Source organism: Mesorhizobium australicum WSM2073, from assembly GCF_000230995.2.
Taxonomy (GTDB): domain Bacteria; phylum Pseudomonadota; class Alphaproteobacteria; order Rhizobiales; family Rhizobiaceae; genus Mesorhizobium; species Mesorhizobium australicum.
In genome coordinates, this window is sequence record NC_019973.1 from 3,437,146 (window position 1) to 3,461,345 (window position 24,200).

General features: G+C 62.5%; 22 protein-coding genes and 1 pseudogene. 10 read left to right on the forward strand and 13 right to left on the reverse strand.

Translation table 11 applies throughout. The annotated features are described in order from the left end of the window. Positions 1-151: 151 nt before the first annotated feature. Positions 152-928 (reverse strand): DpnI domain-containing protein, encoded by a 777-nt coding sequence (locus tag MESAU_RS30265; protein ID WP_015317174.1) that lies wholly within the window; start codon positions 926-928, stop codon positions 152-154. A gap of 149 nt (positions 929-1,077) precedes the next feature. On the opposite strand from MESAU_RS30265, the gene tam reads away from it, so the two are divergent. After that, positions 1,078-1,863, forward strand: coding sequence for a trans-aconitate 2-methyltransferase (gene tam, locus MESAU_RS16480; protein ID WP_015317175.1), 786 nt, complete (start codon positions 1,078-1,080; stop codon positions 1,861-1,863). A 139-nt stretch (positions 1,864-2,002) separates the two neighbouring features. After that, positions 2,003-3,124: a beta-ketoacyl-ACP synthase III gene (locus MESAU_RS16485; protein ID WP_015317176.1), complete on the forward strand. Its 1,122-nt coding sequence runs from the start codon at positions 2,003-2,005 to the stop codon at positions 3,122-3,124. A gap of 12 nt (positions 3,125-3,136) precedes the next feature. On the opposite strand, the gene MESAU_RS16490 is transcribed toward MESAU_RS16485, so the two are convergent. Further along, positions 3,137-3,703: a methyltransferase family protein gene (locus MESAU_RS16490; RefSeq protein WP_015317177.1), complete on the reverse strand. Its 567-nt coding sequence runs from the start codon at positions 3,701-3,703 to the stop codon at positions 3,137-3,139. A 180-nt stretch (positions 3,704-3,883) separates the two neighbouring features. On the opposite strand from MESAU_RS16490, the gene MESAU_RS16495 reads away from it, so the two are divergent. Beyond that, positions 3,884-4,513 (forward strand): MOSC domain-containing protein, encoded by a 630-nt coding sequence (locus MESAU_RS16495; RefSeq protein ID WP_015317178.1) that lies wholly within the window; start codon positions 3,884-3,886, stop codon positions 4,511-4,513. Positions 4,514-4,552: 39 nt separating this feature from the next. Here MESAU_RS16495 and MESAU_RS16500 read toward each other — a convergent pair whose 3' ends face one another. The 3 genes from MESAU_RS16500 to tsaA form a co-directional block, all read right to left on the reverse strand. After that, on the reverse strand, positions 4,553-5,392 hold the full coding sequence (locus MESAU_RS16500; protein ID WP_015317179.1) for an SDR family oxidoreductase: 840 nt from the start codon (positions 5,390-5,392) through the stop codon (positions 4,553-4,555). A 153-nt stretch (positions 5,393-5,545) separates the two neighbouring features. Then, positions 5,546-5,860 (reverse strand): DUF2293 domain-containing protein, encoded by a 315-nt coding sequence (locus MESAU_RS16505; protein ID WP_015317180.1) that lies wholly within the window; start codon positions 5,858-5,860, stop codon positions 5,546-5,548. Further along, positions 5,857-6,381, reverse strand: a complete 525-nt coding sequence (gene tsaA / locus MESAU_RS16510) for a tRNA (N6-threonylcarbamoyladenosine(37)-N6)-methyltransferase TrmO (protein ID WP_015317181.1) — start codon at positions 6,379-6,381, stop codon at positions 5,857-5,859. Before tsaA ends, MESAU_RS16505 begins: the two co-directional genes overlap by 4 nt. 175 nt (positions 6,382-6,556) lie before the next feature. On the opposite strand from tsaA, the gene MESAU_RS16515 reads away from it, so the two are divergent. Both MESAU_RS16515 and metF read left to right on the forward strand, forming a co-directional pair. Beyond that, on the forward strand, positions 6,557-7,579 hold the full coding sequence (locus MESAU_RS16515; RefSeq protein WP_015317182.1) for an ArsR/SmtB family transcription factor: 1,023 nt from the start codon (positions 6,557-6,559) through the stop codon (positions 7,577-7,579). Next, positions 7,579-8,490, forward strand: a complete 912-nt coding sequence (gene metF / locus MESAU_RS16520; protein WP_015317183.1) for a methylenetetrahydrofolate reductase [NAD(P)H] — start codon at positions 7,579-7,581, stop codon at positions 8,488-8,490. Before MESAU_RS16515 ends, metF begins: the two co-directional genes overlap by 1 nt. 433 nt (positions 8,491-8,923) lie before the next feature. On the opposite strand, the gene MESAU_RS16525 is transcribed toward metF, so the two are convergent. After that, positions 8,924-9,841 (reverse strand): DMT family transporter, encoded by a 918-nt coding sequence (locus MESAU_RS16525; RefSeq protein ID WP_015317184.1) that lies wholly within the window; start codon positions 9,839-9,841, stop codon positions 8,924-8,926. A 307-nt stretch (positions 9,842-10,148) separates the two neighbouring features. Between MESAU_RS16525 and MESAU_RS16530 the strand changes: the two genes are divergently transcribed. Then, positions 10,149-11,369, forward strand: coding sequence for an alanine racemase (locus MESAU_RS16530; RefSeq protein ID WP_015317185.1), 1,221 nt, complete (start codon positions 10,149-10,151; stop codon positions 11,367-11,369). Positions 11,370-11,469: 100 nt separating this feature from the next. Here the strand turns inward: MESAU_RS16530 and MESAU_RS16535 are convergent, their stop codons facing one another. Both MESAU_RS16535 and MESAU_RS16540 read right to left on the reverse strand, forming a co-directional pair. Beyond that, on the reverse strand, positions 11,470-12,648 hold the full coding sequence (locus MESAU_RS16535; RefSeq protein WP_015317186.1) for a lytic murein transglycosylase: 1,179 nt from the start codon (positions 12,646-12,648) through the stop codon (positions 11,470-11,472). Positions 12,649-13,108: 460 nt separating this feature from the next. Then, positions 13,109-13,909 carry a glycoside hydrolase family 25 protein gene (locus MESAU_RS16540; protein WP_015317187.1) on the reverse strand — a complete coding sequence of 267 codons (801 nt, stop codon included), beginning with the start codon at positions 13,907-13,909 and terminating at the stop codon, positions 13,109-13,111. A gap of 289 nt (positions 13,910-14,198) precedes the next feature. Between MESAU_RS16540 and MESAU_RS16545 the strand changes: the two genes are divergently transcribed. Continuing rightward, on the forward strand, positions 14,199-15,578 hold the full coding sequence (locus MESAU_RS16545) for a serine hydrolase domain-containing protein (RefSeq protein WP_015317188.1): 1,380 nt from the start codon (positions 14,199-14,201) through the stop codon (positions 15,576-15,578). Between the two features lie 28 nt (positions 15,579-15,606). On the opposite strand, the gene MESAU_RS16550 is transcribed toward MESAU_RS16545, so the two are convergent. The 5 genes and pseudogenes from MESAU_RS16550 to MESAU_RS16570 form a co-directional block, all read right to left on the reverse strand. Further along, on the reverse strand, positions 15,607-15,915 hold the full coding sequence (locus MESAU_RS16550; RefSeq protein WP_015317189.1) for a HigA family addiction module antitoxin: 309 nt from the start codon (positions 15,913-15,915) through the stop codon (positions 15,607-15,609). An 8-nt stretch (positions 15,916-15,923) separates the two neighbouring features. Then, positions 15,924-16,211, reverse strand: a pseudogene (locus MESAU_RS16555) (type II toxin-antitoxin system RelE/ParE family toxin); the annotation flags it as partial. 173 nt (positions 16,212-16,384) lie between these two features. Continuing rightward, entirely contained in the window at positions 16,385-17,050 is a 666-nt protein-coding gene (locus MESAU_RS16560; RefSeq protein ID WP_015317191.1) for a class I SAM-dependent methyltransferase, read from the reverse strand. Beyond that, positions 17,047-18,345 carry a BtaA family protein gene (locus MESAU_RS16565; RefSeq protein ID WP_041163423.1) on the reverse strand — a complete coding sequence of 433 codons (1,299 nt, stop codon included), beginning with the start codon at positions 18,343-18,345 and terminating at the stop codon, positions 17,047-17,049. Before MESAU_RS16565 ends, MESAU_RS16560 begins: the two co-directional genes overlap by 4 nt. 32 nt (positions 18,346-18,377) lie before the next feature. Then, a complete protein-coding gene (locus MESAU_RS16570; RefSeq protein WP_015317193.1) occupies positions 18,378-22,028 on the reverse strand; it encodes a hydantoinase B/oxoprolinase family protein in 3,651 nt (1,216 codons plus the stop codon). Positions 22,029-22,212: 184 nt separating this feature from the next. On the opposite strand from MESAU_RS16570, the gene MESAU_RS16575 reads away from it, so the two are divergent. The 3 genes from MESAU_RS16575 (at position 22,213) to MESAU_RS16585 (ending at position 24,057) form a co-directional block, all read left to right on the forward strand. Further along, positions 22,213-22,425: a hypothetical protein gene (locus MESAU_RS16575; protein ID WP_015317194.1), complete on the forward strand. Its 213-nt coding sequence runs from the start codon at positions 22,213-22,215 to the stop codon at positions 22,423-22,425. Between the two features lie 160 nt (positions 22,426-22,585). Beyond that, on the forward strand, positions 22,586-23,305 hold the full coding sequence (locus tag MESAU_RS16580) for a J domain-containing protein (protein ID WP_041163805.1): 720 nt from the start codon (positions 22,586-22,588) through the stop codon (positions 23,303-23,305). Further along, positions 23,302-24,057 carry an N-acetylmuramoyl-L-alanine amidase gene (locus MESAU_RS16585; RefSeq protein ID WP_015317196.1) on the forward strand — a complete coding sequence of 252 codons (756 nt, stop codon included), beginning with the start codon at positions 23,302-23,304 and terminating at the stop codon, positions 24,055-24,057. Before MESAU_RS16580 ends, MESAU_RS16585 begins: the two co-directional genes overlap by 4 nt. The last annotated feature ends 143 nt before the right edge of the window (positions 24,058-24,200 follow it).

Here is a 24,200-nt window from a genome sequence, read left to right on the forward strand (position 1 = left end):
ACTATCGATTGGCGTTGCATGACGCGCGCCGCAATTCGGACATTCGTCATCACACATGCACGACCATTCGTCGGTCCAGTGCTCGCTGCATCTGTAGCATTCGTAGTGATTTAGATACCACGCCATTTGGACAAGCCCTCCCATTGTGACGTCACGGCCGACTACTCCTAATGCGATAGCGACCGCGGGATATAAAATCGAGGTATCCGCTATCTCTGAGGCGTTGCAATTGCTGACGAATTTTTGGCCTCACATTCATGTTGTGTGGGTATAGGGCACCCAGTCGTCCTTCGAACGCATAAACTTGTTCGATATCAAATTCTACCGTGCCAATTAAGTCGAGGCATTTCATTACTTCGATTAGCCAACCACGAGCATCCGCGTCTTCTTCGCGAAGAAAAAGGGTTTTTTGCCATTGTGCGATGACGGTTTCCTTTGGAACCGGAACCCCATCTCGAACAATACAAATTCGCCCCGATTGCGGTACGCGACCAAGCAATATGTTGGAGCCGATCCAACCGGCTCTTCTGGCTGTAGAGGCCAGTGGATTTCTCTTCTCGATGATTTCTGGGATGAAGAAGTGTTTTGGCACCATGCAAACGTTCAATACCGCCATCGTTCCCAGGCTATAGTTGAGCAATATCAAATTCGGGTTAGTTGAGGACGCCAGCCTCTCAATCTTGGTAAAATAAGCTCCGTCTGCTACCTTTGCGCCGAAGGCCTTCCTTTGGCTTTTTAACTCGAATTGATCGTTGCAATTACCGCAGAGGAAGTCGGCAACTGGCAGATTGGCAGGAAACTGACTCAGACGCGAGTTCGCGCAATTAGGGCAATAAATCCATCGGGAAACCCACTGCTCCGTCCAAATTCTGGCTCGTTGCGAACCACTGCTGTATTTTGTTTGTGCCTCTTCGAAACCAAATTTCATTAAGGCCCCAAACTGTCGGAAGACGTTGAAAGACGAAGCTTACCGTTCGGTGACAAAAGCAATCAAGAGGCTGACAACGCAATAGGGGACCAGTTGCCCTTAGCTTCGAATGATACCGGCATTGTCGGATCAAATCATAGGAAACGGATATGACGACAAACGAAGGTAGGGATTGGTCCGCCGCCCAATATCTGAAATTCGAGGACGAGCGCACGCGCCCGGCGCGTGACCTCGTGGCGCAAGTGCCGGTCGACTTTCCGCGCCGGGTAGTCGATATCGGCTGCGGGCCGGGCAATTCGACCGAACTTCTGGTCGAGCGCTGGCTGGATGCGCAAGTGAGCGGCTTCGACACCTCTCCCGACATGATCGAGAAGGCGAGGACGCGGCTGCCCAATGTCAGCTTCGACCTCGCCGATGCGTCGACTTGGCAGCCGGCCGAGCCGGTCAACGTGATCTTCGCCAACGCCGTCTTCCAGTGGCTGCCGGAGCATCCGGCGGTGTTCCAGCGCCTGATGGGTTTTCTGGCCCCCGGCGGCGCGCTGGCCGTCCAGATGCCCGACAATATGGCCGAGGATTCTCATCGCCTGATGCGGGAGACCGCCGCCGAAGCGCCTTTCGCGGCAAAGATCAGGGATGCGGCCCGTGCGCCGCTGCCGCCGGTGTCGTTCTACTACGACCTGCTGTCGCCGCTCTCGGCTCGGCTCGACATCTGGCACACCATCTACAACCATCCGTTGGCCGATGCCGACGCGATCGTCGAGTGGGTGAAGTCGACAGGGCTGAAGCCCTTCCTCGATCCGCTGGACGCCGATGAGCGCAAGCTGTTCCTCGACAGCTACACGGCCAAGGTCGCCAAGGCCTATCCGAAGACCGCCGATGGCAAGGTGCTGCTGCGTTTCCCCCGCATTTTCATCGTCGCCAAGGGGGCGGGATAGGCTGGCGAAAAACCTTGGTTTAAGCCGGCCTAAACCTTGGTTTAAGCCGGCGTAAACCGGCCGAGTGAGAAAAATGTTGCGCCGAAACGTTTCGGCGCCCACATCAAGCCGCAACGCCCGCGGATGGACGGACTTAAACATGCATCGCGTCATCATCAGCGGCATCGGCGCTGAAATTCCCAAGCCTGTCATCACGAATGAGGAACTGGTCGCCAGCTTCAATGCCTGGGTCGACACGGAGAACGCGCGGCGCCAGGATACCGGCGAGACGCTGCTGCAGAAATCGGATGCCGACTTCATCGTTCATGCTTCAGGTGTGAAGTCCCGCCACGTGGTCGAGCGTGAAGGCATTCTCGACCCGACCCGCATGGCGCCGCGCATTCCGGCGCGTCCGGACGACGCGCTCTCGCTGCAGGCGGAATTCGGCATCGCTTCGGCTGGGAAGGCGATCGACCACGCCGGGGTCGAGGCCTCGGACATCGATCTGGTGATCTGCTCGTCCTCTCATCAGCAGAGGCCATATCCGGCGATCGCCATCGAAATGCAGGAGGCGCTGGGCACGAGGGGTGCGGGCTTCGACATGGGGCTTGGCTGTTCGTCGGCCGCGGCTGCGCTGCACGTGGCGGTCAATCTGGTGCGCTCGGGCGCGCACAAGCGCATCCTGGTGACGACGCCGGAAATCATCACCGGCCATCTCAATTTCCGCGACCGGCAGACGCATTTCATCTTCGGGGATGCTTCGGTGTCGATGGTGGTGGAGGGGCTTGCCCAGGGTGAGAGGCGGCCGGGCCGCTTCGAGGTGCTGGACACGCGCATCTGGACGCAGATGTCGAACAACATCCGCACCAATCTCGGCTATCATACCCGTACCGCCCAGGATGATCCCTACAGGATCGACCTGGAAGGCAACCTCATCAAGCAGGTCGGCAACAAGGTGTTCAAGGAAGTCACCGTCGCCGGGCATAAATTCATCGTCGAATTCCTCGCCGAACACGGGCTGACGCCGCAAGCGGTGCGGCGCTTCTGGCTGCACCAGGCCAATGCGCGCATGAATGCGATGATCCTGAAACTGGCGTTCGGCCACGAGGTCGGCCATGACCGGGCACCGATGGTGCTGGAGCGGCTCGGCAACACGGCGGGCGCCGGAGCCATCATCGCGCTGTCGGAGAACCATGCCGACATGAAACCGGGCGACCACGGCCTGATCTGCGCCTTCGGTGCGGGATATTCGATCGGTGGCGCGCTGCTGAGAATGCTCTGAGGTGATGCCGCGCTAGGCCGGCGTGAAGGGAACCAGCATCGGCACCCGCCTGGCGTAATCGTCATAGGCGGGTCCGAGTTCGTCGCGCAGGAAACGCTCCTCCAGCCTCGCCTTGATGACGACGCCGATGATGAGCAGGGCCGTACCTGCAATGCCCCAGACCGTGCCCTTTGCCGCCATGGTGGCAACCACAGCCAGCAGCAGCCCGGTGTAGATCGGATGCCGGACCAGGCGATAGGGGCCGGTGTCGACCACGCGATGATCCGCCTTGGCTGTGACCGTGGCGGACCACAACCGCCCGAGATGGATGCGTGCCCACCATGCGAAGCCGATGCCGACCGCGATCAGGGCAACGCAGACCCAGGCTTCGGCAAGGGTCGGCGTCCACAATCTCAGCCTGCCTTCATAGCCGTGCGCTGGAACGAACAGCAGGACGGTGCCGGCCAGCCAGAAGACGCGATAGCGGGCCTCCGCCCCGATGGTGGCGCGCTTTTGGGCTGGATCGGCCCAGGATGCAGCGACGATCCAGGATACCACCCAGAACAGCCAGAGCGCTGCGATGGCCTGTCCAACCTGCATGCGAACCTCCTCCTCCCGACTGGCGCCGAATATATATAGGCGGCGCGGCGGCAATGGGACGCGCTCGCTGCAACATGACGGCATTTCCGGTAATAACGTCGTGATCGGCATCAAACGCAGTGATCGGATCATCAGCGCTTTAGACTGGACCGTATTGTCCGAGGCCTCTAGACCAGCAGCATGCAGGAAACAAACCTAGAACTTTTTCCAACTGCCGAGCCCACGATCGACATCGTCCCGGGCCGCAAGCTGACGGCAAAGGCAGTGGCGCTCTATGCCGCTCCGTCCGATCATTTCGAGACGAAAGCCGTCGAGGAATTGCATCTTGGCTTCGACGGAATCGCGAATGACTTCCATTCCGGAATGACGCGGCGTTCCGGTGGGCGCGAGCCTTGGTATCCGCGCGGCACGGAGATGCGCAACGAGCGGCAATTGTCGCTGGTCGCCGCCGACGAGCTTTCGATCGTCGCCGAGCGCATGGGCCTGGAGGAGATCAAGCCGGAATGGATCGGCGCCAATATGCTGATCGGGGGCGTGCCACGTCTGTCGATGCTGCCGGCCGGCTCACTGATGTTCTTCCAAGGGGGCGTGACGATCAAAATCGACGCGCAGAACAAGCCGTGCCGGGTCGCCGGGCAATCCATCGCCACGCATGTCCATGCATCGGATCGTGATGCAGCCGCGCTGCTCTTCCCGCAGACGGCGAAGCGGCTGCGTGGCCTTGTCGCGTGGGTTGAAAAACCCGGCGTGGTCAGGGTCGGCGAAGAGATTTCGGTGCGTGTGCCGGAGCAATGGATTTACAAGGCATAGCTACGCCGCCCACTAGCGGCGTAACTATTATTTTGGGTGTCAGCCCTTGCGGTTCTTGTTGACGCCTTGCGCCATGACGGAGACGTGGTCCCACTTGTCCCAGGTGGCGAGGCGGTTGGCGTATTCCTGGCGTATCATCGGCAGGCCGCCATCGCCGAAGAACACCCTCAGCGGCGGCTCTGCCGCATCGACGATGGCCAGCATCGCCGGCCCGGTCGCCTCGGGATCGCCAGCAACCGAGTTGGCGCGGCGCTCGGCCATCTTGGCGCGGGCGGGCGCATAGGCCTCGATCGGCTTGGAGACCTTGGCCGATGCTCCCGACCAGTCGGTGGAGAAGCCGCCCGGCTCGACCAGCGTGACATGGATGCCGAATTCCGCGACCTCGATGCTGAGCGACTGGCTGAAGGCTTCCAGCGCCCATTTCGAGGCATGGTAGAGGCCGAGCGAGGCAAAGGCATTGACGCCGCCGATCGACGAGATCTGGATGATGTGGCCGGAGCGCTGCGCCCGCATGATCGGCAGGACAGCCTGGGTAACCCACAGCGCGCCGAACACATTGGTCTCGATCTGGTCGCGGGCTTCCTGTTCGCTGACTTCCTCGATGGCGCCGAAATGGCCGTAGCCGGCATTGTTGATGACGACGTCGAGCCGGCCAAAGCGCTTGTGCGCCTCGGCGACAGCGGCATCGACGGCTTTCTTGTCGGTGACGTCGAGCTTTATGGCGGCGATGTTGTCGCCGTATCTATCGACGAGATCGGCGAGCGTGCCGGTGTCGCGGGCGGTCGCTGCAACGCGGTCGCCACGCGCCAGTGCGGCCTCGGCCCAGACGCGGCCAAAGCCTTTCGACGATCCGGTGATGAACCAAACCTTTGATGTCATGATGTGGAATCCTTGCCCCTGCGGGGCGCAATTTCTGGATGGAAGCGGAGGCTTCTCCGCTTTCGGGCATATACGGCCTGTTCCGTGATTTTCCAGAGGCGAGGGGGAATCTTTTTGAACAAGACGCAGAGCGCCATCTGCCCGGCAGTGGCCTCATTCCTCCTCGTCATCGGCGTCGAGCAGGCGCGTGGCGCGCCAGCGCGTGAGCATGATGTTGGTTTGCTCGATGACGAAGAACCGGGCGGAGTCGCGGTCATAGCCCTCGGCCAGCAGCTTTTCGTAATCGGTGTGCATGTGGCGGATGTGGGCGATCGTCGCCAGCCAGACGGCGATCGTCGGCGGCAAGGTTTTCATATGAACCGAGCCGGCATCGGTGCGGATCTTCTCCATGTCGGCATAAGGGGCCAGCGGCAGAAGTGCTGTCAAAGCCTTGGCGATAGCGCGGCGGCGGCCGGTTGGTGCCGTCATCGTCCGTCACGCCCTTCAACAGTTGCCTCGGCAATGGCATCGGTCGAGGCGAAATACGGCTTGATGTCGATGACCGGCGTGCCGTCGAGCACGTCGATGGCGTCGAGGTCGACGCGCCCGATGCCAATGTCCAATCCGACGAGTTTGGTCACGTGCAGGCCGACCGGGTTCGGCCGGGCAGGGGAGCGCAGGCCGAATACGCCTTTCGATTCAGCAGCATGGCGGGGTTTTTGCACGATCAGATTCCGCGGCGCGTGATGCAGCCAGGACAGGATGACGACGTGGCTGGCGCGCTCCAGCCCGCGCAGGCCCGCACGAAAGGGCGCATCGATGGTCAGCACCGCGGGCTGTCCCGCCTCGCGCGCGGCGCGCATGTTCTTCGGGCAGCTATCCCGGGTGATCCACGGCGAGGCAATACGGCCGATGAAGACGATGCCGGCGTCCGGCGGCATCAAGGCCGGATCCTGGTCCAGTCTCTGCTCGCCTTCGCGAGCCTCGAACATCTCACGCGGTTCGGTCATTGCCTGTCTCTGTGCTGGTGCATGCCATTGTCTCAAAACCGCTAGACGTTTCGGGCTGATCCGGACCGGGAAATCACGCATGCGGCATTTTCTGGTCCGGAAGCGACATAGCGCTTGCAAGGTCGCCGAATTCGACATAAACATATGTTTATATCTTTTCAAAGAGAATACGCTGATGCATGTCTCGCTCGACACCATGGTGGATACGCTGAAGGCGGCGGCCGAATCCAGCCGCCTGCGCATATTGGCATTGTTGTCGCGTGGCGACCTCACCGTTTCCGACCTTACCGAAATTCTCGGCCAGTCGCAGCCGCGTGTCTCGCGCCACCTGAAGCTGCTGCTCGAGGCGGGGCTGATCGGCCGCTACCAGGAAGGGTCGTGGGCGTTCTTCCGCCTGTCGGACGCCGATTCGGCGCGAGACTTCGTGATGAGGCTGGTTGCCGGCATTCGCGGCGCCGATCCGCAGGTCGAGCGTGATCTGGAGCGACTGACCTCGGTCAAGCGCAAGCGCCAGGACCGCGCCACCGCGTACTTTTCGCAGAACGCCGCAAGCTGGGATCATATCCGCTCGCTGCATGTGCCCGACCGTGCGGTGGAGGCCGCGATGCTGAAGCTGGTCGGCAAGCGGCCGTTCCAGTCCATGCTCGACCTTGGCACCGGCACCGGGCGGCTGCTCGAAATCTTCTCGCCGCTCTACCGGCGGGGGATCGGCATCGACATGTCGCGAGAGATGCTGACCGTGGCGCGCGCCAATCTCGACAAGGCCGGCGTTTCGAACGCGCAGGTGCGGCAGGGCGATATCTTTTCGCCGCCGGTCGAGCGCGATGCCTTCGATCTCGTCACCATCCACCAGGTGCTGCACTATCTCGACGACCCGGCCCGCGCCATCCATGAGGCGGCGCGGCTGCTTCGGCCGGCCGGCCGTCTCGTCATCGTCGATTTCGCGCCGCACACACTGGAATTCCTGCGCGACGAGCATGCGCATATGCGGCTGGGCTTTTCCGACCGGCAGATCGGAGAGTGGTTCTCCGAAGCCGGCCTCGATCTCGAGGATGCCCAGGAGTTCGAACCGCGCGGCGGCAACGAGGCCAGGCTCACCGTCAAGCTTTGGCTTGGCCGCGACCGGCGCCTGCTGATCGCCGATCCTGCCAATGCCAGCCAGCAGACCAGAGTGAGCTCGATAGGGGAAATCGCCTGATGAACCAGTTTCGTTTTTCCCGCCGGCCCGATATCGGCGACAAGGTCAGGGTTTCGTTCGAGTTCTTCCCGCCGAAGAACGACGAGATGGAGGCAAGACTGTGGGATACGGTCACAAGGCTCGAGCCGCTGCAGCCGAAATTCGTCTCGGTGACCTATGGCGCCGGCGGTTCGACGCGTGAGCGCACGGCGCGCACCATCGGCCGTATCCTGAAGGAGACCAGCCTGACGCCGGCCGCGCACATGACTTGCGTCGACGCCGCTCGCCATCAGGTCGACGCCGTGATCCAGGAATTCACCGACATGGGGGTGAAACGCTTCGTCGCCTTGCGCGGCGATCCGGCGGAAGGCGTCGGCGCCGCCTACCGACCGCATCCGGACGGCTACGCCAACGGCTCCGAGCTGGTCGGGGCGCTGAAGGACGCCGGCGATTTCGACATCTCGGTTTCGGCCTATCCGGAAAAGCATCCGGAAAGCCCTGACTTCGCCACCGACATCGACATGCTGAAGCGCAAGGTCGACAACGGCGCGACGCGGGCGATCACCCAGTTCTTCTTCGACAACGATCTCTACGAACGTTACGTCGAGCGCGCGCGCCGCGCCGGCATCTACATCCCGATCGTTCCCGGCATCCTGCCGGTGCACAATTTCACCCAGGTCGCCAATTTCTCGGCGCGCTGCGGCGCGCTGGTGCCGGCATGGCTGGCCGAGCGTTTCGACGGCCTGCAGAACGACCCACAGACGCATGCGTTGGTGGCATCCGCCGTCGCCGCCGAGCAGGTTCTGGACCTGGTCGAGCGTGGCGTGGGCGATTTCCACTTCTACACAATGAACCGGGCCGACCTCGTCTTCGCCGTCTGCCATATGATCGGCATCCGCTCGCATGAGGTGGCGGGCTCCGCTGCTGCCTGAGGGTCAGTCAGGTAAGCAAAAGGCCGGGTAAAAACCCGGCCTTTCGAATCGGTTGGACTATTTGCTGCTGGTCTTCCCCGTCTTGGCGGGTTCAGGGAAGGACGCCCATAATGAGGGCGCCGATGAAAGCAAACGCAGCACAAATCATCAATGCGTTGATTGGCCTCGTAAGTCCCATGACATAGCCTCCTCTTAAAGAGCTATGCCCTGGAGTCTAGGTTCATTTGTGCCACAGGCAAGCGGAAAATGTGCTGCATTGCGACGTGATTGTGGATTTTGCGACTTCGGTTTCGCCGTTAGCCGTTGAAACTCCTTGGCAAAACCCGCTTCATGCCTGTGAATAAATTATGGCGGTGGCGTGTCGATGCTGTGTCATGGCAGCGCTACCCTCGCGAAAGTCGCCTTCGACTTTCGCGATTGCACATGCCGAGCTCTAACGCCGTCCGAACACTCGCCCGTCGATTGTCAGAAGACCAAGTCCGATCAGCACCACACCGCCGATCTCAAACGATTCCAGCCGCTCGCCAAGGAAAAGAAAGCCGAGCAGCATGGCACTGGCCGGCACGATCAGCGTGACCAGCGAGGCGTTGGTTGCCCCGGCCGAGGCGACGAGGTTGAAGTAGAGGATGTAGGCGAAGGCCGTCGAAAGAAGCGCCAGCGCCAGCACCGCCGCCCACACCGGCGCCGAGGCGGAGAACAGGCCGGCCGGGCCATGGGCGAAGAGCACGATCGGGATCATGATGATGGTCGAAGCCGTCAACTGCCCGGTGGCGACGACTGGCGAGGGCCCGCCCTTGAAACGGCGGGCGACCATCAGCGCGATACCGTAGGACAGCGAGGCGCCGATCAGCGCGAATTTGGCCCAGACAGGGCCGCCGAGCCCCGCCAGCAGGCCGGGACCGATCATCACAGCGGTGCCGGCGACACCGAGCCCAATGCCGGCGAGCTTGTTCCAGGACAGCTTTTCATCTGATGTCAACGCATTGGCCAGGAGCAGCGTCCAGAACGGCGTCGTGGCATTGAGGACGGAAGCGACGCCGGCCCCCAATTGGGTTTGACCGGCAAAGATCAGCGAGAACGGGACGACATTGTTGGTGAAGGCCAGTAGGAAGAACAGGCCGGCATGCGGCAGAGCGGCGCGGAAGGACGGTCCGCGCAAGCCGAGATAGAGCTGCAGGGCTATCGCCGCGATGGCGACGCGAAACAGCACCAGCACCAGCGGTTGAAGCTCCGCCACCGCGATGCGGGCGAAGAAGAACGAGCCGCCCCAGATGGCGCCGAGCAGCAGCAATTGCCCCCAGTCCCTGAGCGTCATCGGTCCGCGTGGCGCAGATGCAGCGGTCACTGCCATATGAATCCTCTCCAGACAGCCGGAATGCCAGCCGACAGGCGGAAGCCATATCTGGTCCGGGGGCAAGGGCCACCCGAAACCCCACCGGCAGCCAAGCCTTTCGGCAAAGGCCAGTGCCGTGCCGTCAGGAGCACGAGACACAGAATTGTTTTCGTTGCAGCGCCGCGCGCCTCCAGAGATGCGCAAAGGACGCTTGCAAGGCTCATCCCTGGCGCATGATCCCTTCCGAAGTCGAAATTAACTTTCGGGGTCATGCGCTAGCCGCTAGCTTGGATTAATTGTGCGAGCTGAAGTCGAGGATTCGTCCATGCAGCGATTCGAGAATGCAAGCGAGGCTGCACTGGTGCTTCGCCCGGACGACCCGGTCTACTGCTTCCGCCCGCAGGTCTTGAAGGCGGATGCGAAGCAGTTCATGGGCATGTTCCCCGGCAAGACCGCCTACGCGGTCAAGACCAATGGCGAGCAGATCGTGCTGAAGACGCTGGTCGAGGCCGGCGTCACCGCCTTCGACGTCGCTTCACCAGGCGAGTTCGCCGCCGTGCGCGCCGTCTCGCCCGATGCGGAGATGCTCTACATGCATCCCGTCAAGGCGCAGTCGGACATCAAGCTGGCTTTGGAGAAATACGGCATTCGCGTCATCTCGCTCGACCATGAGGACGAGATCACCAAGCTGACCCGCGTGGTGCGGGCGCTCGATATTGACCCGGGCGCGGTCAGCGTCTTCGTGCGTGTGCAGACAAAGGGCCATGCCGCCTACGAGCTGTCCAAGAAATTCGGCGCCGGGCCTGCCTATGCGGTCGAACTCGCCGAGCGGCTGAACCGCACCGGCTACAAGGTCGGCCTGTGTTTCCATGTCGGCAGCCAGATCGAGGATCCCGACACCTATGAGCGGGCGCTGGCCTCGGCCGACTGGGTGCGCAACCGGCTGACCTTCGACATTGCCGGGCTCGATGTCGGCGGCGGTTTCCCGGCCGAATATGGCCATGATCCCAACCGCAAGCAGATCGAAATGCCGTCGCTCGGCCAGATCATGTCGCGGCTGTCAGGCGACCTGAAGGAGTACCAGTTCGATCAGATACCGCTGGTGGCCGAGCCCGGCCGGGTGATCGTCGCGCGCTGCCTGTCGCTGATCGTGCGCGTGCTGTTGCGCAAAGGCAAGCGGCTCTACATCAATGACGGTATCTGGGCGTCGCTGTCGGATTCGTGGACCGGCAAGATCACGCTGCCGGCGCGGTTTATCCCCGATCCGGCGATCCGTACGCGCAATGGCGACGAGAACAAGATCGTACCGTTCAAGGTGTGCGGGGCGACCTGCGATTCCGTCGACATCTTGTCGCGGCCGTTCTGGCTGCCGGAAACCGTCGACACCGGCGACTGGATCGAGATCGGCCATATCGGCGCTTACTCGCTGTCGCTCAGAACCCGCTTCAACGGCTTCTATCCCGACACCTTCGTCGAGGTCACGACGCCCTTCGACGAGGGCGACGCGCCGGTGGGGTTTGCAAGTTTGGAGACGATGGCGGATTAGGAAAAAAGGTGTGAGTAGTCAGTAGTCATGAGTAGTCAGTCGTCAGCAGGGAATCTCTATATCCCACTACCCACTACCCACTACCCACTACTCGCTCTCTTCACAATTTTCCCAAAAGCTCCGGGGTCGGCCAGCCATCGACCGGCATGCCGAGGCGCATCTGCTCCTTGCGGATGGCTTCACGGGTGTTGGTGCCCAAAATGCCGTCGACGGTGCCGACGTCGTAGCCCCTGGCCTCGAGCTTGGTCTGCAGTTCTTTCATCTGCTCATTGGTGAGGCCGGGCTCGGGATTGCGCGGGTCAAGCGGCGGCGCGCCCGCCAGCCGCGCGGCGAGGTTTGCCGCCGTCAGCGCGTAGGTGAAGGACTGGTTCCATTCGAGATAGACGTCGAAATTCTCGTAGGTGAGGAACGCCGGGCCCTTGCGGCCCATGGGCAGCGCCAGGCCGGCCTTCAGCCCCTTGTCGGCCAGCGGCGAGCCGTCGGGATTGGTGACGCCCCACTGCGCCCACTGCGTCAGCGGCAGCTTGTTGGTGCGCCCGGTCTGGTCCCACGGCATCTCTTCGGGCACGCGCACTTCCTGGATCCAGGGTTCGTCCCGTTTCCAGCCGCGCGACAGCACCTTGTTGCCCGTGGTCATGATCACGTCGGGCACGGAGCCGCGCAGATCGATTTTGCCGTCGCCGTCGCCATCGATGCCCCGCGCGAGATAGTCGGATGGCAGGATCTGCGTCTGGCCGATCTCGCCGGCCCAGGCGCCGGTGACGTCGGTCGGCAGCACGCCGCGATCGATCAGTTCCAGGAGCGGCACCAGTTGCTGGCGGAAAAGCTGCGGGCGGCGGCAGTCATGCGACAGCGTCACCAATGCGCTCAGCGTATGGAAATCGCCCTGCACGGCGCCGAAATCCGTTTCAAGCGCCCAGAAGGCGGTGATGACCGGGGCCTGGACGCCGAACTGCTGGTCGGCGCGGGCGAAGATGTCGGCGTATTTCTTCATGTTCGCCGCACCTTGCTTCAGCCGGTAGGCCGAGATCATGCGGTTGGAAAACTGGACGAAGGTTTGCGTGAAGACGCCCTGCGCACGGTCGCGCGCCAGAGCCCTCTCATCGATCCTGGCGTCCTCCAGCGCATCAAGACCGACCGCGCCGACACCGGCAGCCTTGGCTTCCGCCGCCACACCCTGCTTCCAGGTTTCAAAATCGCCGCCGCATTCCTGCGCCATCGCCGGCAAGGCCGTGGCGCACAAGAACAGCGCCGCGAGGGCTTGGGAACGCAGTCGCATCAGCTTCCTTTCGAAACGAGAGGGCATTGTCGTGCCTGAAAGCGCAACGCCCTGAATTACCAGCGGTTGCACCCTTTAGCGCTGGCTGTGTCGAAAGCAGGCGGCAGGCCCGGTGTCAACGGGTCTTCTGCCGCAACCACCATTCCCGCGGCCTCGCTGCCGTTGCCACGGTGTCAACGGCTGATCTGTCGCAATCACTATTCCCGCGGCTTGCTGCCGTTGTCACGGTGTCAACGGGTCTTCTGCCGCAACCACCATTCCCGCGGCCTCGCTGCCGTTGCCACGGTGTCAACGGCTGATCTGTCGCAATCACTATTCCCGCGGCTTGCTGCCGTTGCCACGGCGTCAACGGGTCTTCTGCCGCAACCACCATTCCCGCGGCCCCGCTGCCGTTGCCACGGCGTCAACGGGTCTGCTGCCGCAGTGCCTCTCCAGGCGGCTTGCTGCCGTTGCCACGGCGTCAGCGCGTGTTCTGCCGCAGCCACTTGTTCCAGGCGGATTCGGAGCCGTTGAAGACGTTGATGTCGGACTTGCCGGTCATGCCGGGAACGATGCCGGTTCCGGTGTACTGCCAGAAGGTGAAAGGGTGGCTGCCATATTTCTCGCGCGGGTGTCCGGCGACTGAGCGCAGCCAGTAGGGATAGCCGCGGAAGGTCGACAGTTCATTGTCGTCGAAGAAGTCGACCGAGGTGTAGATGATCGGCTTCTTGCCGTAATGCCGCTCGACGATTTCGAGGAAGGTCGTCATCTCCGCGCGCACCGTGGCGGCGTCGGGGCGCAGCCGGCAGGTCGGCGAGTTCGGGTTCCATTCCATGTCGAGAACCGGCGGCATAGCGGAGCGGTCGACGGGGACATTCTGGATGAACCAGCGCGCCTGGGTGGCTGCCGGAGTGCAGAAATAGAAGAAATGATAGGCCGCGCGTGGAATCCCGTTGGCTTTCGTGCGCGCCCAGTGTTCGCTGAAATACTCATCGAAACGGTCGCCGCCTTCCGTTGCCTTGATGAAGGCGAAGGAGATGCCGCTGGCCTTGGCCGCCGGCCAATCGACCGAGGTCTGGTATTTAGAGACGTCGGTACCATGGACGGCATAGTTCCACGGCGCACCGCTGTCCCACTCATGCGGCTTTGAATCGGCAAAGCGCGGCGCGCGCACGGCCACCGTCGGGCTGCTCGACGCGGATGGCGACAGCGGCGAGAGATCGTCCACGGTCGAGCAGGCGCCGAGCAGTGTCAGCATGAAAAGGGCCGCAAGACGGCGCATCGCAACTTCCAAGCCGGAATCAGCCGGTCGCTGATGGGTCTGTGCACTGATGGCCGAAGCTGGTCTGGCCCCCTCCAGGCGATCGCCCCACGCATCGCCTGGCATATTCGTTTTTCGTGCATGTCGTTGTCCCAAAACCGCTGAGCGCTTTTGGCCGACATGCACCCCTGTGATCGCCGATCATGGTTGATATCTGGTTTATGGCGGTCGACAAGAGGCCCGATTTTGCGGAAGCAATGGCGGCAATTCGATGACATAAGCGTCAGGCGAATGCCTGGGAGGCAATGGGATGCGGTTCGTCGTCAAGATCGTCAAATGGCTGCTTGGCCTGATCGTGCTGGCTATCGCCGCGCTGTTTGCCTGGCTCTATATCGCGCCGCCGGAACTGATCCGCGTCGGCTCGGGCTATTCGGCCAAGATCGTCTGCTCCAACGTCTTCATCGCCGGCCGCGACGCCAACGAGGTGCTGGCCGTCGATGTGCAGGCGCCGGGCCACCCGCTGCTGCGCTTGATGCGGGTTTCGGTCGACAAGAACCGGGGGACGGTTTCGGCCGGCCTGCTCGGCTTCCTCGGCAAGAGCGAGGCGGTTGCCCGCGACGGGCTGGGCTGCGCCTCCGTCCCCGACGGCGATGTCGGCAAGGCGCGGCGCACGGCAATCCATGCCTCGCCATCGCCGACCAATCAGGACGCGCTGTGGCCCGAGGGCGAGCGAGTCGATGCCTCGCAGAAGCCCGAGGTCTCGAAGATTGTCGGGGACGCCGCGCTGGCCGGCACCGGCATGCGCGCGATGGTGGTGGTCAAGAACGGCCGTGTCGTCGCGGAACGCTATGGCGACGGCTTTTCCGCCAGCACGCCGTTGCTCGGCTGGTCGATGACCAAGACGGTCAATGCCGCCATAGTCGGCACGCTGGTCAAGGACGGCAAGATGGCGATGACCAACCAGGGCCTTTTCGCGCCCTGGAAGGCCGATGGCCGCGCCGCGATCAGCGTTGCCGACATGATGGCGATGTCGAGCGGGCTGGAGTTCAACGAGGACTATGGCGACGTCGCCGATGTGACGCGCATGCTCTATCTCGAACCCGACATGGCCGGTTTTGCCGAATCCAAGCCGCTCACCGGCGAGGTAGGCAAGGTGTTTTCCTACTCGAGCGGCACGGCGGTGATGCTGTCGCGGCTCTGGCAGGATGCCGTTGGCGACAAGGCCAAGGCATTGACATGGCCGCGCACCGCGCTGTTCCAACCGCTCGGCATGCACAGCGCCGTGCTCGAAACCGACGAGCAGGGCACGTTCGTCGGCTCATCCTATCTCTACGCCACCGCCCATGACTGGGCCCGCTTCGGCCAGTTCCTGCTGCAGGGCGGGGTGTGGGACGGCAACCAGATCCTGCCGGCCGGCTTCGTCGACTGGATGCGCGAGCCGGCGTCGGCCTCGAAAGTCTACAGCAAGGGGCAATTGTGGATCGAAGCGCCGGGCGACGAGGAAAATCCCGGTGCCGGCGTGGCGGCAGGCCTGCCCAAGGACACCTACTGGATGGAAGGTCATGACGGGCAGACCGTCGCCATCATTCCGTCTGAGCAATTGGTGGTGGTGCGGCTCGGGCTTACGCCGGCCACGTTCAACTACCGCCCGCAAGCAATGGTGGGGGCGCTCGTGAAGGCGCTGCATTAAGCGGCAGTCGGTTGCTGTAGAGTTTCTTCTAGGCCGCGGTCGCCAAAGGCTTGGCGCGATCAATCCGCGCCCGCTCCTCGGGTGAATTCATGACCTGCCAAAGATCGCTGCGGCGCTGCACGTTGAGCCAGAAATCCGGGCTGTTGCCAAAGACCCGCGCCAGAATGAGCGCGGTCGCGGCCGTCACGTTGCGGCGGTCGTTGCACAATTCGTTGACATGCTTGCGCTGAACCCCCATCGCTTCCGCCAAAGCAGCCTGTGTCAGGCCAAGTGGTTGCATAAATTCTTCCGTGAGGATTTCACCCACCGTTGCCGGCTTGCGTGTGGTCATCAACATGTGTCGTCTCATCTGTAGCTATGATCGTCGAGATGGATATCCGACGCTTCACCACGGCCGCCATTCCACCGAAAGATCAGCCGCCATTGGTTGTTGACGCGGATTGAGTGGAAGCCATCGAGACTACCACGCAACTTTTCGAAATGATTGCTCGGCGGTACGCGCAAATCCTGATCGGTCGTCGCGTCATCGATCATCTGGAGCTTGCGGAACAACCGGCCTTCAAGATCGGACGGAATGTTGCGGGAATGGATGTCTTCCACGAAAAAGGCTCGCAGCCATCCGTCCCCGAAACCCGACGATCACTTTCTATCTCCAGCATGGAGATAATGTACCACCCTTTGGGTCATTCTGCAATCGCGAAGGGCGAACCCTGCTGATCGCGTTCACCGGATTGACCTTGGAATTGGAGCGTTGGGCCGCCGATGGCGAAAGCGCGCCGGGTTCTACGGCTGTTTTGTCTGCGATGTCAGATGCCGAGCTTGATCACAGCCAGCCAGGAATAACCGTGATAAAGCGTGCGGAAACGGAAGGTTGCGCCGGTTCGCTCGGCTTCCGATTCCAGAACGTCGCGCAGGGATTCACGCGGCGTGACGTGGAATTTTTTCAGCCAGCCGCGCAGCAAGGTGCGGAACCAGCCTGGCAGACCTTCCTGCTGGCCGAAATCGACGACGTGCAGCGAGCCCATCGGGGCCAGCGCGGCAAGTGCTGCCGATACCGTCTTCTCCCAGCCCGGGATCATCGACAGCGAATAGGATACGAAGACGCGGTCGAAGCTGCCTTGGCCAAACAGCGCCTTCGCGTTGAAATCCGTGGCATCGCCCCTTGCCAGCATGACGCGATCAGAGAGGCCTTCGCGGGCAACCGCGGCGCCTGCCGTCTCCAGCATTTCGGCCGAAATATCGAGGCCGAAGAAGCGCGCGTCTGGATAGGCGCGGGCGGCGAGGATGATGTTGCGGCCGGTGCCGCAGCCGAGTTCCAGTACGGTGCCGCCCGATGGCACGTCCAGTCCCGATATCAGCTTGTCGCGGCCGAGCAGGTAGTATTTGCGGGTCAGGTCGTAGATGTGGCGCTGCCAGCGGTAGACGCCGTCCATCAGTTCGGCGTGGCTGGCCGGCAGCTCCGTCGTGCTCATGCCGCGCGCTTCACATAGAGGTGGAAGCCGCCATAGATGGCCGAGCGGTCGCGGGCCGAGAATTCGCGCGAGGCCTCGTTCTGGTAATCCCACTGGTCGAGAAGCGAGGTGGAAACGCGGCCCGGCAGCAGGCTGGGCTCGGCAGCGGTGCGGAAAATGACGCGCGCCCCAGTGGAGGCGGAGCGGGTGATTTCCGACCACAGTGCATTGAGCTGGTCATCGGTCATCCAGTCCTGCGCGTCGAGCAGGATGAAGCGGTCGACGGCGCCGGCATCCTTGCCGGCGAGGAATTCGATCAGGTTGGCGTGATGGATGGCGACGCGGTCGACATTGCCGCGGATGGTCTCGTAATTGTGCTTTTCCAGATAGGCGGGCAGGGCGGCCTCGCCTGGTTCCGGGTAGCGGCGAGCAAAGGCCTGCCAGGCGAAGTAATTGTTTTCCAAGGGGAAGTCGCAGGCAAGCTTTTCCAAGCGGGCCTTAAGCACGCTGGCCATGGTGCCGTCGCCGGAGGTGATCAGCGAATCATACTGCGCCGGCGGAATGCCGAGACCGAACAGCGAGGCTTTTCGCGAGGTCGCCCATTTCAGAAGCTTCCTGTCGAAGACCGGCGCCAGCTCCTCGTTGAAGAAGCGGCGCTGTTCGCCGATATTCCTGGCTTCCATCATGCGGGCCGGGTTGACGCCGAACAATTTCGCCGTGCGGTGGCCCATGGCGATGAACAGGCCGAGCAGGCCGGTCTGGTAGAAATTGCGGTCGAAGACACCAATACGCCGGCGGCCGCGCCAGTTGCGGTGTTCCCAATAGTGGCGGCTGACCGGGTCGAGATGCGGCGCGATGAAACGGTCGTAGGCTTCCGAATTGTGGCTGGTGTCGGCGGCGCCGAAGAAGCGGAACAGGTCGCTCTGCGAAGGCAGATGGCGGACTGCCTCAAGCTTCATGCGGTTCAGCGCGATGTGAGCGGCGTTGAGGTCGACAGCGTCGATCCGTGCCGGCGAACGGGTAAGGTAGGCCAGGATGTTGCAGCCGCCGGAAGCGATGGTGACGACGCGATGACCCTGGCCAAGTTGCATCGCGTCCATGTCGACGTCAGGATCTTCCCAGATCTGCGGATAGACAAGGCCGGAAAACAGGAAGGCGAACAGCCGCTCGGAAATGCCAGCTTTCGAAAGCGCGCGGTTCTGGTAGACGGCTTTTCCAACTTCCTTGCCGCGGCGAAAAACCAGGTCCGAGGAGACGTCCGTCATGGCAAAGTGATTCCCCATTTGCTTTGCCGCAAGCGGGTATCGCAGGGTCATGACAGGCCGGTGACAGCCTGTTGACGTCTCTCTTACAGCTTGCCAAACCCGCCCGGCGTCGGCGTCGTCACGATGACGGCCTCGCCAGCGTCGAGAACGGTCTGGTCGCAGGCCTTCAGCACGTCGACCGTGCCGTCGTTGCGGCGGACCTTGGTCGAGCCGACTTCGCCGTCGCCGCCGCCATCCAGCCCCCGTGGCGGGCGGTTGCGGTGCGAGGACAGGATCGCGCATTCCATTTTCTCGAGGAAGCGGATGGTGCGTTTGGTGCCGTCGCCGGCGTTCCATTTGCCCTTGCCGCCCGAGCCTTCGCGGATGTGAAAATCCTCCAGCACGACGGGAAAGCGCAGTTCAAGCACCTCCGGATCGGTTAGGCGCGAATTGGTCATATGGGTGTGCACGCCGGAGGTGCCGGCAAAGCCGCGGCCGGAGTTCATATGGCCGGCCGGCGAGCCGGAACAGATGGTCTCGTAATATTGGTACTTCTTGTTGCCGAAAGTCAGGTTGTTCATCGTGCCCTGCGCATTGGCCATCGCGCCCATGGCGCCGAACAGCGCATTGGTTACGTGCTGCGAGGTCTCGACATTGCCGGCGACGACGGCGGCAGGATAGGCGGGCTTCAGCATGCAGCCGTCGGGAATGACGATGTTGATCGGCCTGAGGCAGCCGGCATTCATCGGGATCATGTCCTCGACCATGACGCGGAAGGCGTAGAGCACGGCCGCGCGCGCCACCGGCTCAGGGGCGTTGAAATTGTTCTTCATGACAGGCGACGTGCCGGTGAAGTCGACGGTCGCCTCGCGCTTTTGGCGATCGACCGTGATCTTCACCTTGATGACCTGGCCGGTATCGGTCGGATATTCATATTCCGACGTGTCCGGCAGCCGCTCCAGCACCCGGCGCACGCTCTCGGCGGCATTGTCCTGGACATGGCCCATATAGGCCTCGACGACATCAAGTCCGAAATGGGAGACCATCTTGCGCAGTTCGGCGACACCCTTCTCGTTGGCGGCAATCTGTGCCTTGAGATCGGCGATGTTCTGGTGCGGGTTGCGGGCGGGGTAGCGATGATCGGTGAGCAGCGTATGCAACTCCGTCTCGCGGAATTTTCCGCCGTCGACGATGCGGAAATTGTCGAACAGAACGCCTTCCTCGTCGACCGTGGTGGCGAGCGGCGTCATCGAGCCCGGGGCGGTGCCGCCAATGTCGGCATGGTGGCCGCGCGAGGCCGCCCAGAAGAGGATGTTTTTCCTGATGTCGTCGAACACCGGTGTCACCACGGTGATGTCGGGCAGATGCGTGCCGCCATTATAGGGGGCATTCAAGGCAAAGACGTCGCCGGGATGGATGTCGCCGGAGTTGAGCCGGATAATGGTTTCGACCGAACGGTCCATGGAGCCGAGATGCACCGGCATGTGCGGCGCATTGGCAACCAGCGCCCCGGTGTGGTCGAAGACAGCGCAGGAAAAATCCAGCCTTTCCTTGATGTTGACGGAATAGGCGGTGTTCTGCAGCGTCACGCCCATCTGCTCGGCGATCGACATGAAGAGATTGTTGAAGACTTCGAGCATCACCGGATCGGCTTGCGTGCCCAGGGCAGCGGCGCGCGCTTTCTTTTCCGTGCGGCGTATAACGACGTGATTGAGGTTGGTGATTTCGGCCCGCCAGCCCGGCTCGACGACGATGGTCTGGTTTGGCTCGATGATCAAGGCGGGGCCGGCGACCAGATTGGACGGTCCGAGGGTCTCGCGACGGTAGGCGCCAGCTTCATGCCACTGGCCTTCCGTGAAGATTAGCCGGGTCTCGGAAGCGGCTGGATGGACCCTTGCCGGTCCGGCAGGCGCATGGGCCTCGGCGCTGGTCTGGCCGGTTTCGGTGCCCTCGACGCCGACGGTCTCGACCACCATCGGCTTGTCGTCATAGACGAAACCGAATTGCGCTTTGTGGGCGATTTCGAAATCGCGCTTTGCCTGGAAAATCGAGTCGTTCTCAAAATTTACCGGCAGCGTCGTATCGGTGCCGTCATAGCGAATGTGCAGCACCGGCCTGGTGGCAACCGCGTCCTCGGCGATGCCTTGCGCCGCCAGCTCCGCGATAACGGCCTTTTTCAAGGTGGCGACGAGGCCGCCAATCTCCGTTCTGGACTCTTCGGCGAGCGGCTTGAGCAGCGCCTGCTGGCGCGAGGCGAACACCGAGGCCAAGCCGATGCCATAGGCCGAAAGCAGGCCGGAGAAGGGATGGATCAGCACGGCCTCCATGCCAAGCGCGTCCGCGACCAGGCACGCGTGCTGTCCGCCGGCGCCGCCGAAGCAGTTCAGGAGGTATTCGGTGACGTCGTAGCCGCGCTGCACGGAAATCTTCTTGATCGCATTGGCCATGTTCTCGACCGCGATGGTGACGAAGCCCTCGGCGACCGATTCGGGCGGCCGGCCATCGCCGATCTCGGTGGAAAGTGCCGCGAATTTCGCACGCACGGTTTCCGCGTCGAGCGGCGCGTCCTGGCTGGAACCGAAGATCGACGGGAAGAAGTCGGGCTGCAGCTTGCCGAGCATCACATTGGCATCGGTCACCGCCAACGGGCCGCCGCGCCGGTAGGCGGCGGGGCCGGGATTGGCGCCCGCGGAGTCCGGTCCGACGCGGAAACGCCCGGCCTCGTAGTGCAGGATCGAGCCGCCGCCGGCGGCGACCGTGTGGATGCGCATCATCGGCGCGCGGACGCGCACACCGGCGACTTCCGTGTCGAAGGCCCGTTCATACTCGCCGTCATAGTGGGCGACGTCGGTGGACGTACCGCCCATGTCGAAGCCGATGACCTTGTCGAAACCGGCGAGCTTCGCCGTCTCGACCATGCCGACCACGCCGCCGGCCGGGCCCGACAGCAATGCGTCCTTGCCCTGGAACATGTCGGCGGCGGTGAGCCCGCCAGAAGACATCATGAACATCAGGCGAGGGGATTCGTTGTTTTTTCCCGCCGCACCCGGTTCTCCCGCCACCCCCAGTTCTCCCGCCACCCTTTGCACATAGCGCGACAGGATCGGCGACAGATAGGCGTCGACCACCGCGGTGTCGCCGCGGCCGACCAGCTTGATCAGCGGCGAGACCTCGTGGCTGACCGAGACCTGTCCGAAACCAAGCTTGCGGCAGACCTTGGCCACCGCCTTCTCGTGATCGGGATATTTCCAGGCATGCATGAAGACGATCGCCACCGCATCGATGCCATCGGCTTTCGCTTGTTCTATGGCCGGCCGGCAGGCTGATATGTCGAGCAGCCGTTCGACGCGGCCGTCGGCGAGCACACGCTCGTCGACCTCGATGACGCGCTCATAGAGCTGTTCGGGAAGGATGATCTCCTTGGCGAAGATGTCCGGTCGCGCCTGGTACGCAATCCCTAACGCATCGCGAAACCCCTTGGTGATGAGCAACAACACGCGGTCGCCCTTGCGCTCCAGAAGGGCGTTGGTGGCCACGGTCGTGCCCATCTTGATGTCGCCGATCAGGCTGGACGGGATCGCGGCGGTCGCTTCAAGGTCGAGCAGGTCGCGGATGCCCTGAATGGCCGCATCGGCATAGGCTTCAGGATTCTCCGACAGCAATTTGCGAGGATGCAACCCGCCTTGCGGGTCACGGCCAATAATATCGGTGAAGGTGCCGCCGCGATCGATCCAGAAATCCCATTTCGCGGTCATGCGGCTGTCTCCGGTATTTCGTTTCCGTTATCGTTGTTAAAGCGCCTAAGCGCCGGCAGCAATGTCGCCTGCATGCCATTGATGTTACAGGCGGAAACGCAACGTTATGAAACCCATGGCCGTCCGGGGCATTTCTCCTTCGACCGTTCACCGCAACGTGAACGTGTGTTGAAGGAGAGACGTAATGAAAAAGCTCATTCTTGCTTCGGTGTCCGCCCTGGCCCTGCTGGGCGTTGCCGCCTGCAGCGACAGTGGCACAGGCACTGACAACACCACCACGCAGAGCACCAATCCGCCGGCTGCCGAGCAGCCGATGAAGCCCGCGGCCCCGGCCGATAATTCGACCAAGCCTGCCGAGCCGGCTCCGGCAACGCCCGCTCCTGCGCCCGCGCAGTAGTTTGTAAGCAGTAGGTGTCTTGGGAGGAAGGCCGGCTTCATGCCGGCCTTTCTCGTGGAGACCGCGCTCGGGACCGTGGATCGTCGGTGGCCACGGACCCGATAGAGAGTGGCCGTTATTGGCTTGATAGCGGGGACCGGTTGGCTCTATGAAGCTGGCCATGTCGATTTGGGACCGCCTCGGCGACTTCATCACGCGGGTTTCGTCTTCAACCACGTCAGGCGTCGCCGACGTGGTCGAAGCTGTGCGCACGGTTTTCTCCGGCGATGCCGACCTGCGCCGCCGCGTCGCCTTCTCGGTGGCGATGATCGCGCTGTCGGCCAAGATGGCCAAGGCCGACGGTATCGTCACCCAGGATGAGGTGCGCGCCTTCCAGGAAATCTTCGAAGTGCCGCCGAAGGAGACGCGCAACGTCGCGCGGCTGTTCGATCTGGCCCAGCGGGACGTCGCCGGTTTCGAGACCTACGCCGAGCGCATGGCGCAGCTCTGCGGCTCCGGGCACTCCAATTGCGTGATGCTGGAAGACATACTCGACGGCCTGTTCCACATCGCCAAGGCCGATGGGTTGGTGCATGAGCGCGAAGGCATCTTCCTGCACCGTATCGCCGAGATCTTCCGCATTGACGAAACGCATTACGAATCGATCATGGCACGGCACGTCAATCTTGGTGCCGGCGACCCCTATGTCGTCCTCGGCATCGAGCGGGGCAAGCCGTTCGAGGAGGTCAGGAAACGCTATCGCAAGCTGGTGTCGGACAACCACCCGGATCGGCTGATCGCGCGCGGGCTGCCGCAGGAATTCATCAAGATCGCGACGACCAGGGTCGCGGCGATCAACGCCGCCTACGAGATGATCGAGCGGGGCCTGCGGCACGCATGAGCGGCTTCCTGCCCGACGAGCCGAGCGCCGAGGTCAGGGTATCGCCGAATTTCGGGCCAAGGCGCGACTCGCAGAAGCCCGACATGATTGTGCTGCACTACACGGGCATGGCTACCGGGGCCGCGGCCGAAGCCTGGCTGTGCGATCCGGCGAGTGAAGTCTCGTCGCATTATCTCGTCCATGAGAATGGTCACGTCGTGCAGATGGTGCGGGAAAGCGATCGCGCGTGGCACGCCGGCCAGAGTTCCTGGTTCGGACGCACCGACATCAATTCCTGCTCGATCGGCATCGAAATCGTCAATCCCGGCCATTCACTGGGCTATCCCGGCTTTCCGAAACGTCAGATCACGGCGGTCATCGAGCTGTGCAAGGGGATTGTCACGCGGCACGCGATCACCCCCCAGCGGGTGTTGGCGCACTCCGACGTGGCGCCGGGGCGCAAGATCGATCCCGGCGAGAAGTTCCCATGGGCCGCGCTGTTTAAGGCCGGTGTCGGTCATCTCGTGCCGGCCGCTCCCGTCAGGCGCGGAGCCGCGCTGAAGTCCGGTGACCGCGGTGCCGATGTGGAGACGCTGCAGTCGATGCTGTCGCTTTATGGCTATGGCGTCGAGATATCGGGCATTTTCGACGACCGGACACGAATTGTCGTTGAGGCCTTTCAACGGCATTTTCGACCGCGCCGGATCGACGGAATCGCCGACGGCTCGACGATGCGCACGCTGCAGAAACTGCTTGCTTCCGCGAGGAATTGACCTCAGGTCAAGAGCGGGTCCAAGTAATCCTCGCTGGTCATAAAGTTACAAACTGTCACTGAAAGTGACTTGCCTCGCCTTCATTGGCGCCAAATCGGACTTCAAAGGGCGTTTCGTACAGTTTGTCGGACGTCCATCCCCCC

What these genes read in the sequence shown, in the direction of transcription:
- MESAU_RS30265 (WP_015317174.1), bottom strand. Translation starts at nt 928, where the DNA reads ATGAAATTTGGTTTCGAAGAGGCACAAACAAAATACAGCAGTGGTTCG.
- tam (WP_015317175.1), top strand. Translation starts at nt 1,078, where the DNA reads ATGACGACAAACGAAGGTAGGGATTGGTCCGCCGCCCAATATCTGAAA.
- MESAU_RS16485 (WP_015317176.1), top strand. Translation starts at nt 2,003, where the DNA reads ATGCATCGCGTCATCATCAGCGGCATCGGCGCTGAAATTCCCAAGCCT.
- MESAU_RS16490 (WP_015317177.1), bottom strand. Translation starts at nt 3,703, where the DNA reads ATGCAGGTTGGACAGGCCATCGCAGCGCTCTGGCTGTTCTGGGTGGTA.
- MESAU_RS16495 (WP_015317178.1), top strand. Translation starts at nt 3,884, where the DNA reads ATGCAGGAAACAAACCTAGAACTTTTTCCAACTGCCGAGCCCACGATC.
- MESAU_RS16500 (WP_015317179.1), bottom strand. Translation starts at nt 5,392, where the DNA reads ATGACATCAAAGGTTTGGTTCATCACCGGATCGTCGAAAGGCTTTGGC.
- MESAU_RS16505 (WP_015317180.1), bottom strand. Translation starts at nt 5,860, where the DNA reads ATGACGGCACCAACCGGCCGCCGCCGCGCTATCGCCAAGGCTTTGACA.
- tsaA (WP_015317181.1), bottom strand. Translation starts at nt 6,381, where the DNA reads ATGACCGAACCGCGTGAGATGTTCGAGGCTCGCGAAGGCGAGCAGAGA.
- MESAU_RS16515 (WP_015317182.1), top strand. Translation starts at nt 6,557, where the DNA reads ATGCATGTCTCGCTCGACACCATGGTGGATACGCTGAAGGCGGCGGCC.
- metF (WP_015317183.1), top strand. Translation starts at nt 7,579, where the DNA reads ATGAACCAGTTTCGTTTTTCCCGCCGGCCCGATATCGGCGACAAGGTC.
- MESAU_RS16525 (WP_015317184.1), bottom strand. Translation starts at nt 9,841, where the DNA reads ATGGCAGTGACCGCTGCATCTGCGCCACGCGGACCGATGACGCTCAGG.
- MESAU_RS16530 (WP_015317185.1), top strand. Translation starts at nt 10,149, where the DNA reads ATGCAGCGATTCGAGAATGCAAGCGAGGCTGCACTGGTGCTTCGCCCG.
- MESAU_RS16535 (WP_015317186.1), bottom strand. Translation starts at nt 12,648, where the DNA reads ATGCGACTGCGTTCCCAAGCCCTCGCGGCGCTGTTCTTGTGCGCCACG.
- MESAU_RS16540 (WP_015317187.1), bottom strand. Translation starts at nt 13,909, where the DNA reads ATGCGCCGTCTTGCGGCCCTTTTCATGCTGACACTGCTCGGCGCCTGC.
- MESAU_RS16545 (WP_015317188.1), top strand. Translation starts at nt 14,199, where the DNA reads ATGCGGTTCGTCGTCAAGATCGTCAAATGGCTGCTTGGCCTGATCGTG.
- MESAU_RS16550 (WP_015317189.1), bottom strand. Translation starts at nt 15,915, where the DNA reads ATGTTGATGACCACACGCAAGCCGGCAACGGTGGGTGAAATCCTCACG.
- MESAU_RS16560 (WP_015317191.1), bottom strand. Translation starts at nt 17,050, where the DNA reads ATGAGCACGACGGAGCTGCCGGCCAGCCACGCCGAACTGATGGACGGC.
- MESAU_RS16565 (WP_041163423.1), bottom strand. Translation starts at nt 18,345, where the DNA reads ATGACCCTGCGATACCCGCTTGCGGCAAAGCAAATGGGGAATCACTTT.
- MESAU_RS16570 (WP_015317193.1), bottom strand. Translation starts at nt 22,028, where the DNA reads ATGACCGCGAAATGGGATTTCTGGATCGATCGCGGCGGCACCTTCACC.
- MESAU_RS16575 (WP_015317194.1), top strand. Translation starts at nt 22,213, where the DNA reads ATGAAAAAGCTCATTCTTGCTTCGGTGTCCGCCCTGGCCCTGCTGGGC.
- MESAU_RS16580 (WP_041163805.1), top strand. Translation starts at nt 22,586, where the DNA reads ATGTCGATTTGGGACCGCCTCGGCGACTTCATCACGCGGGTTTCGTCT.
- MESAU_RS16585 (WP_015317196.1), top strand. Translation starts at nt 23,302, where the DNA reads ATGAGCGGCTTCCTGCCCGACGAGCCGAGCGCCGAGGTCAGGGTATCG.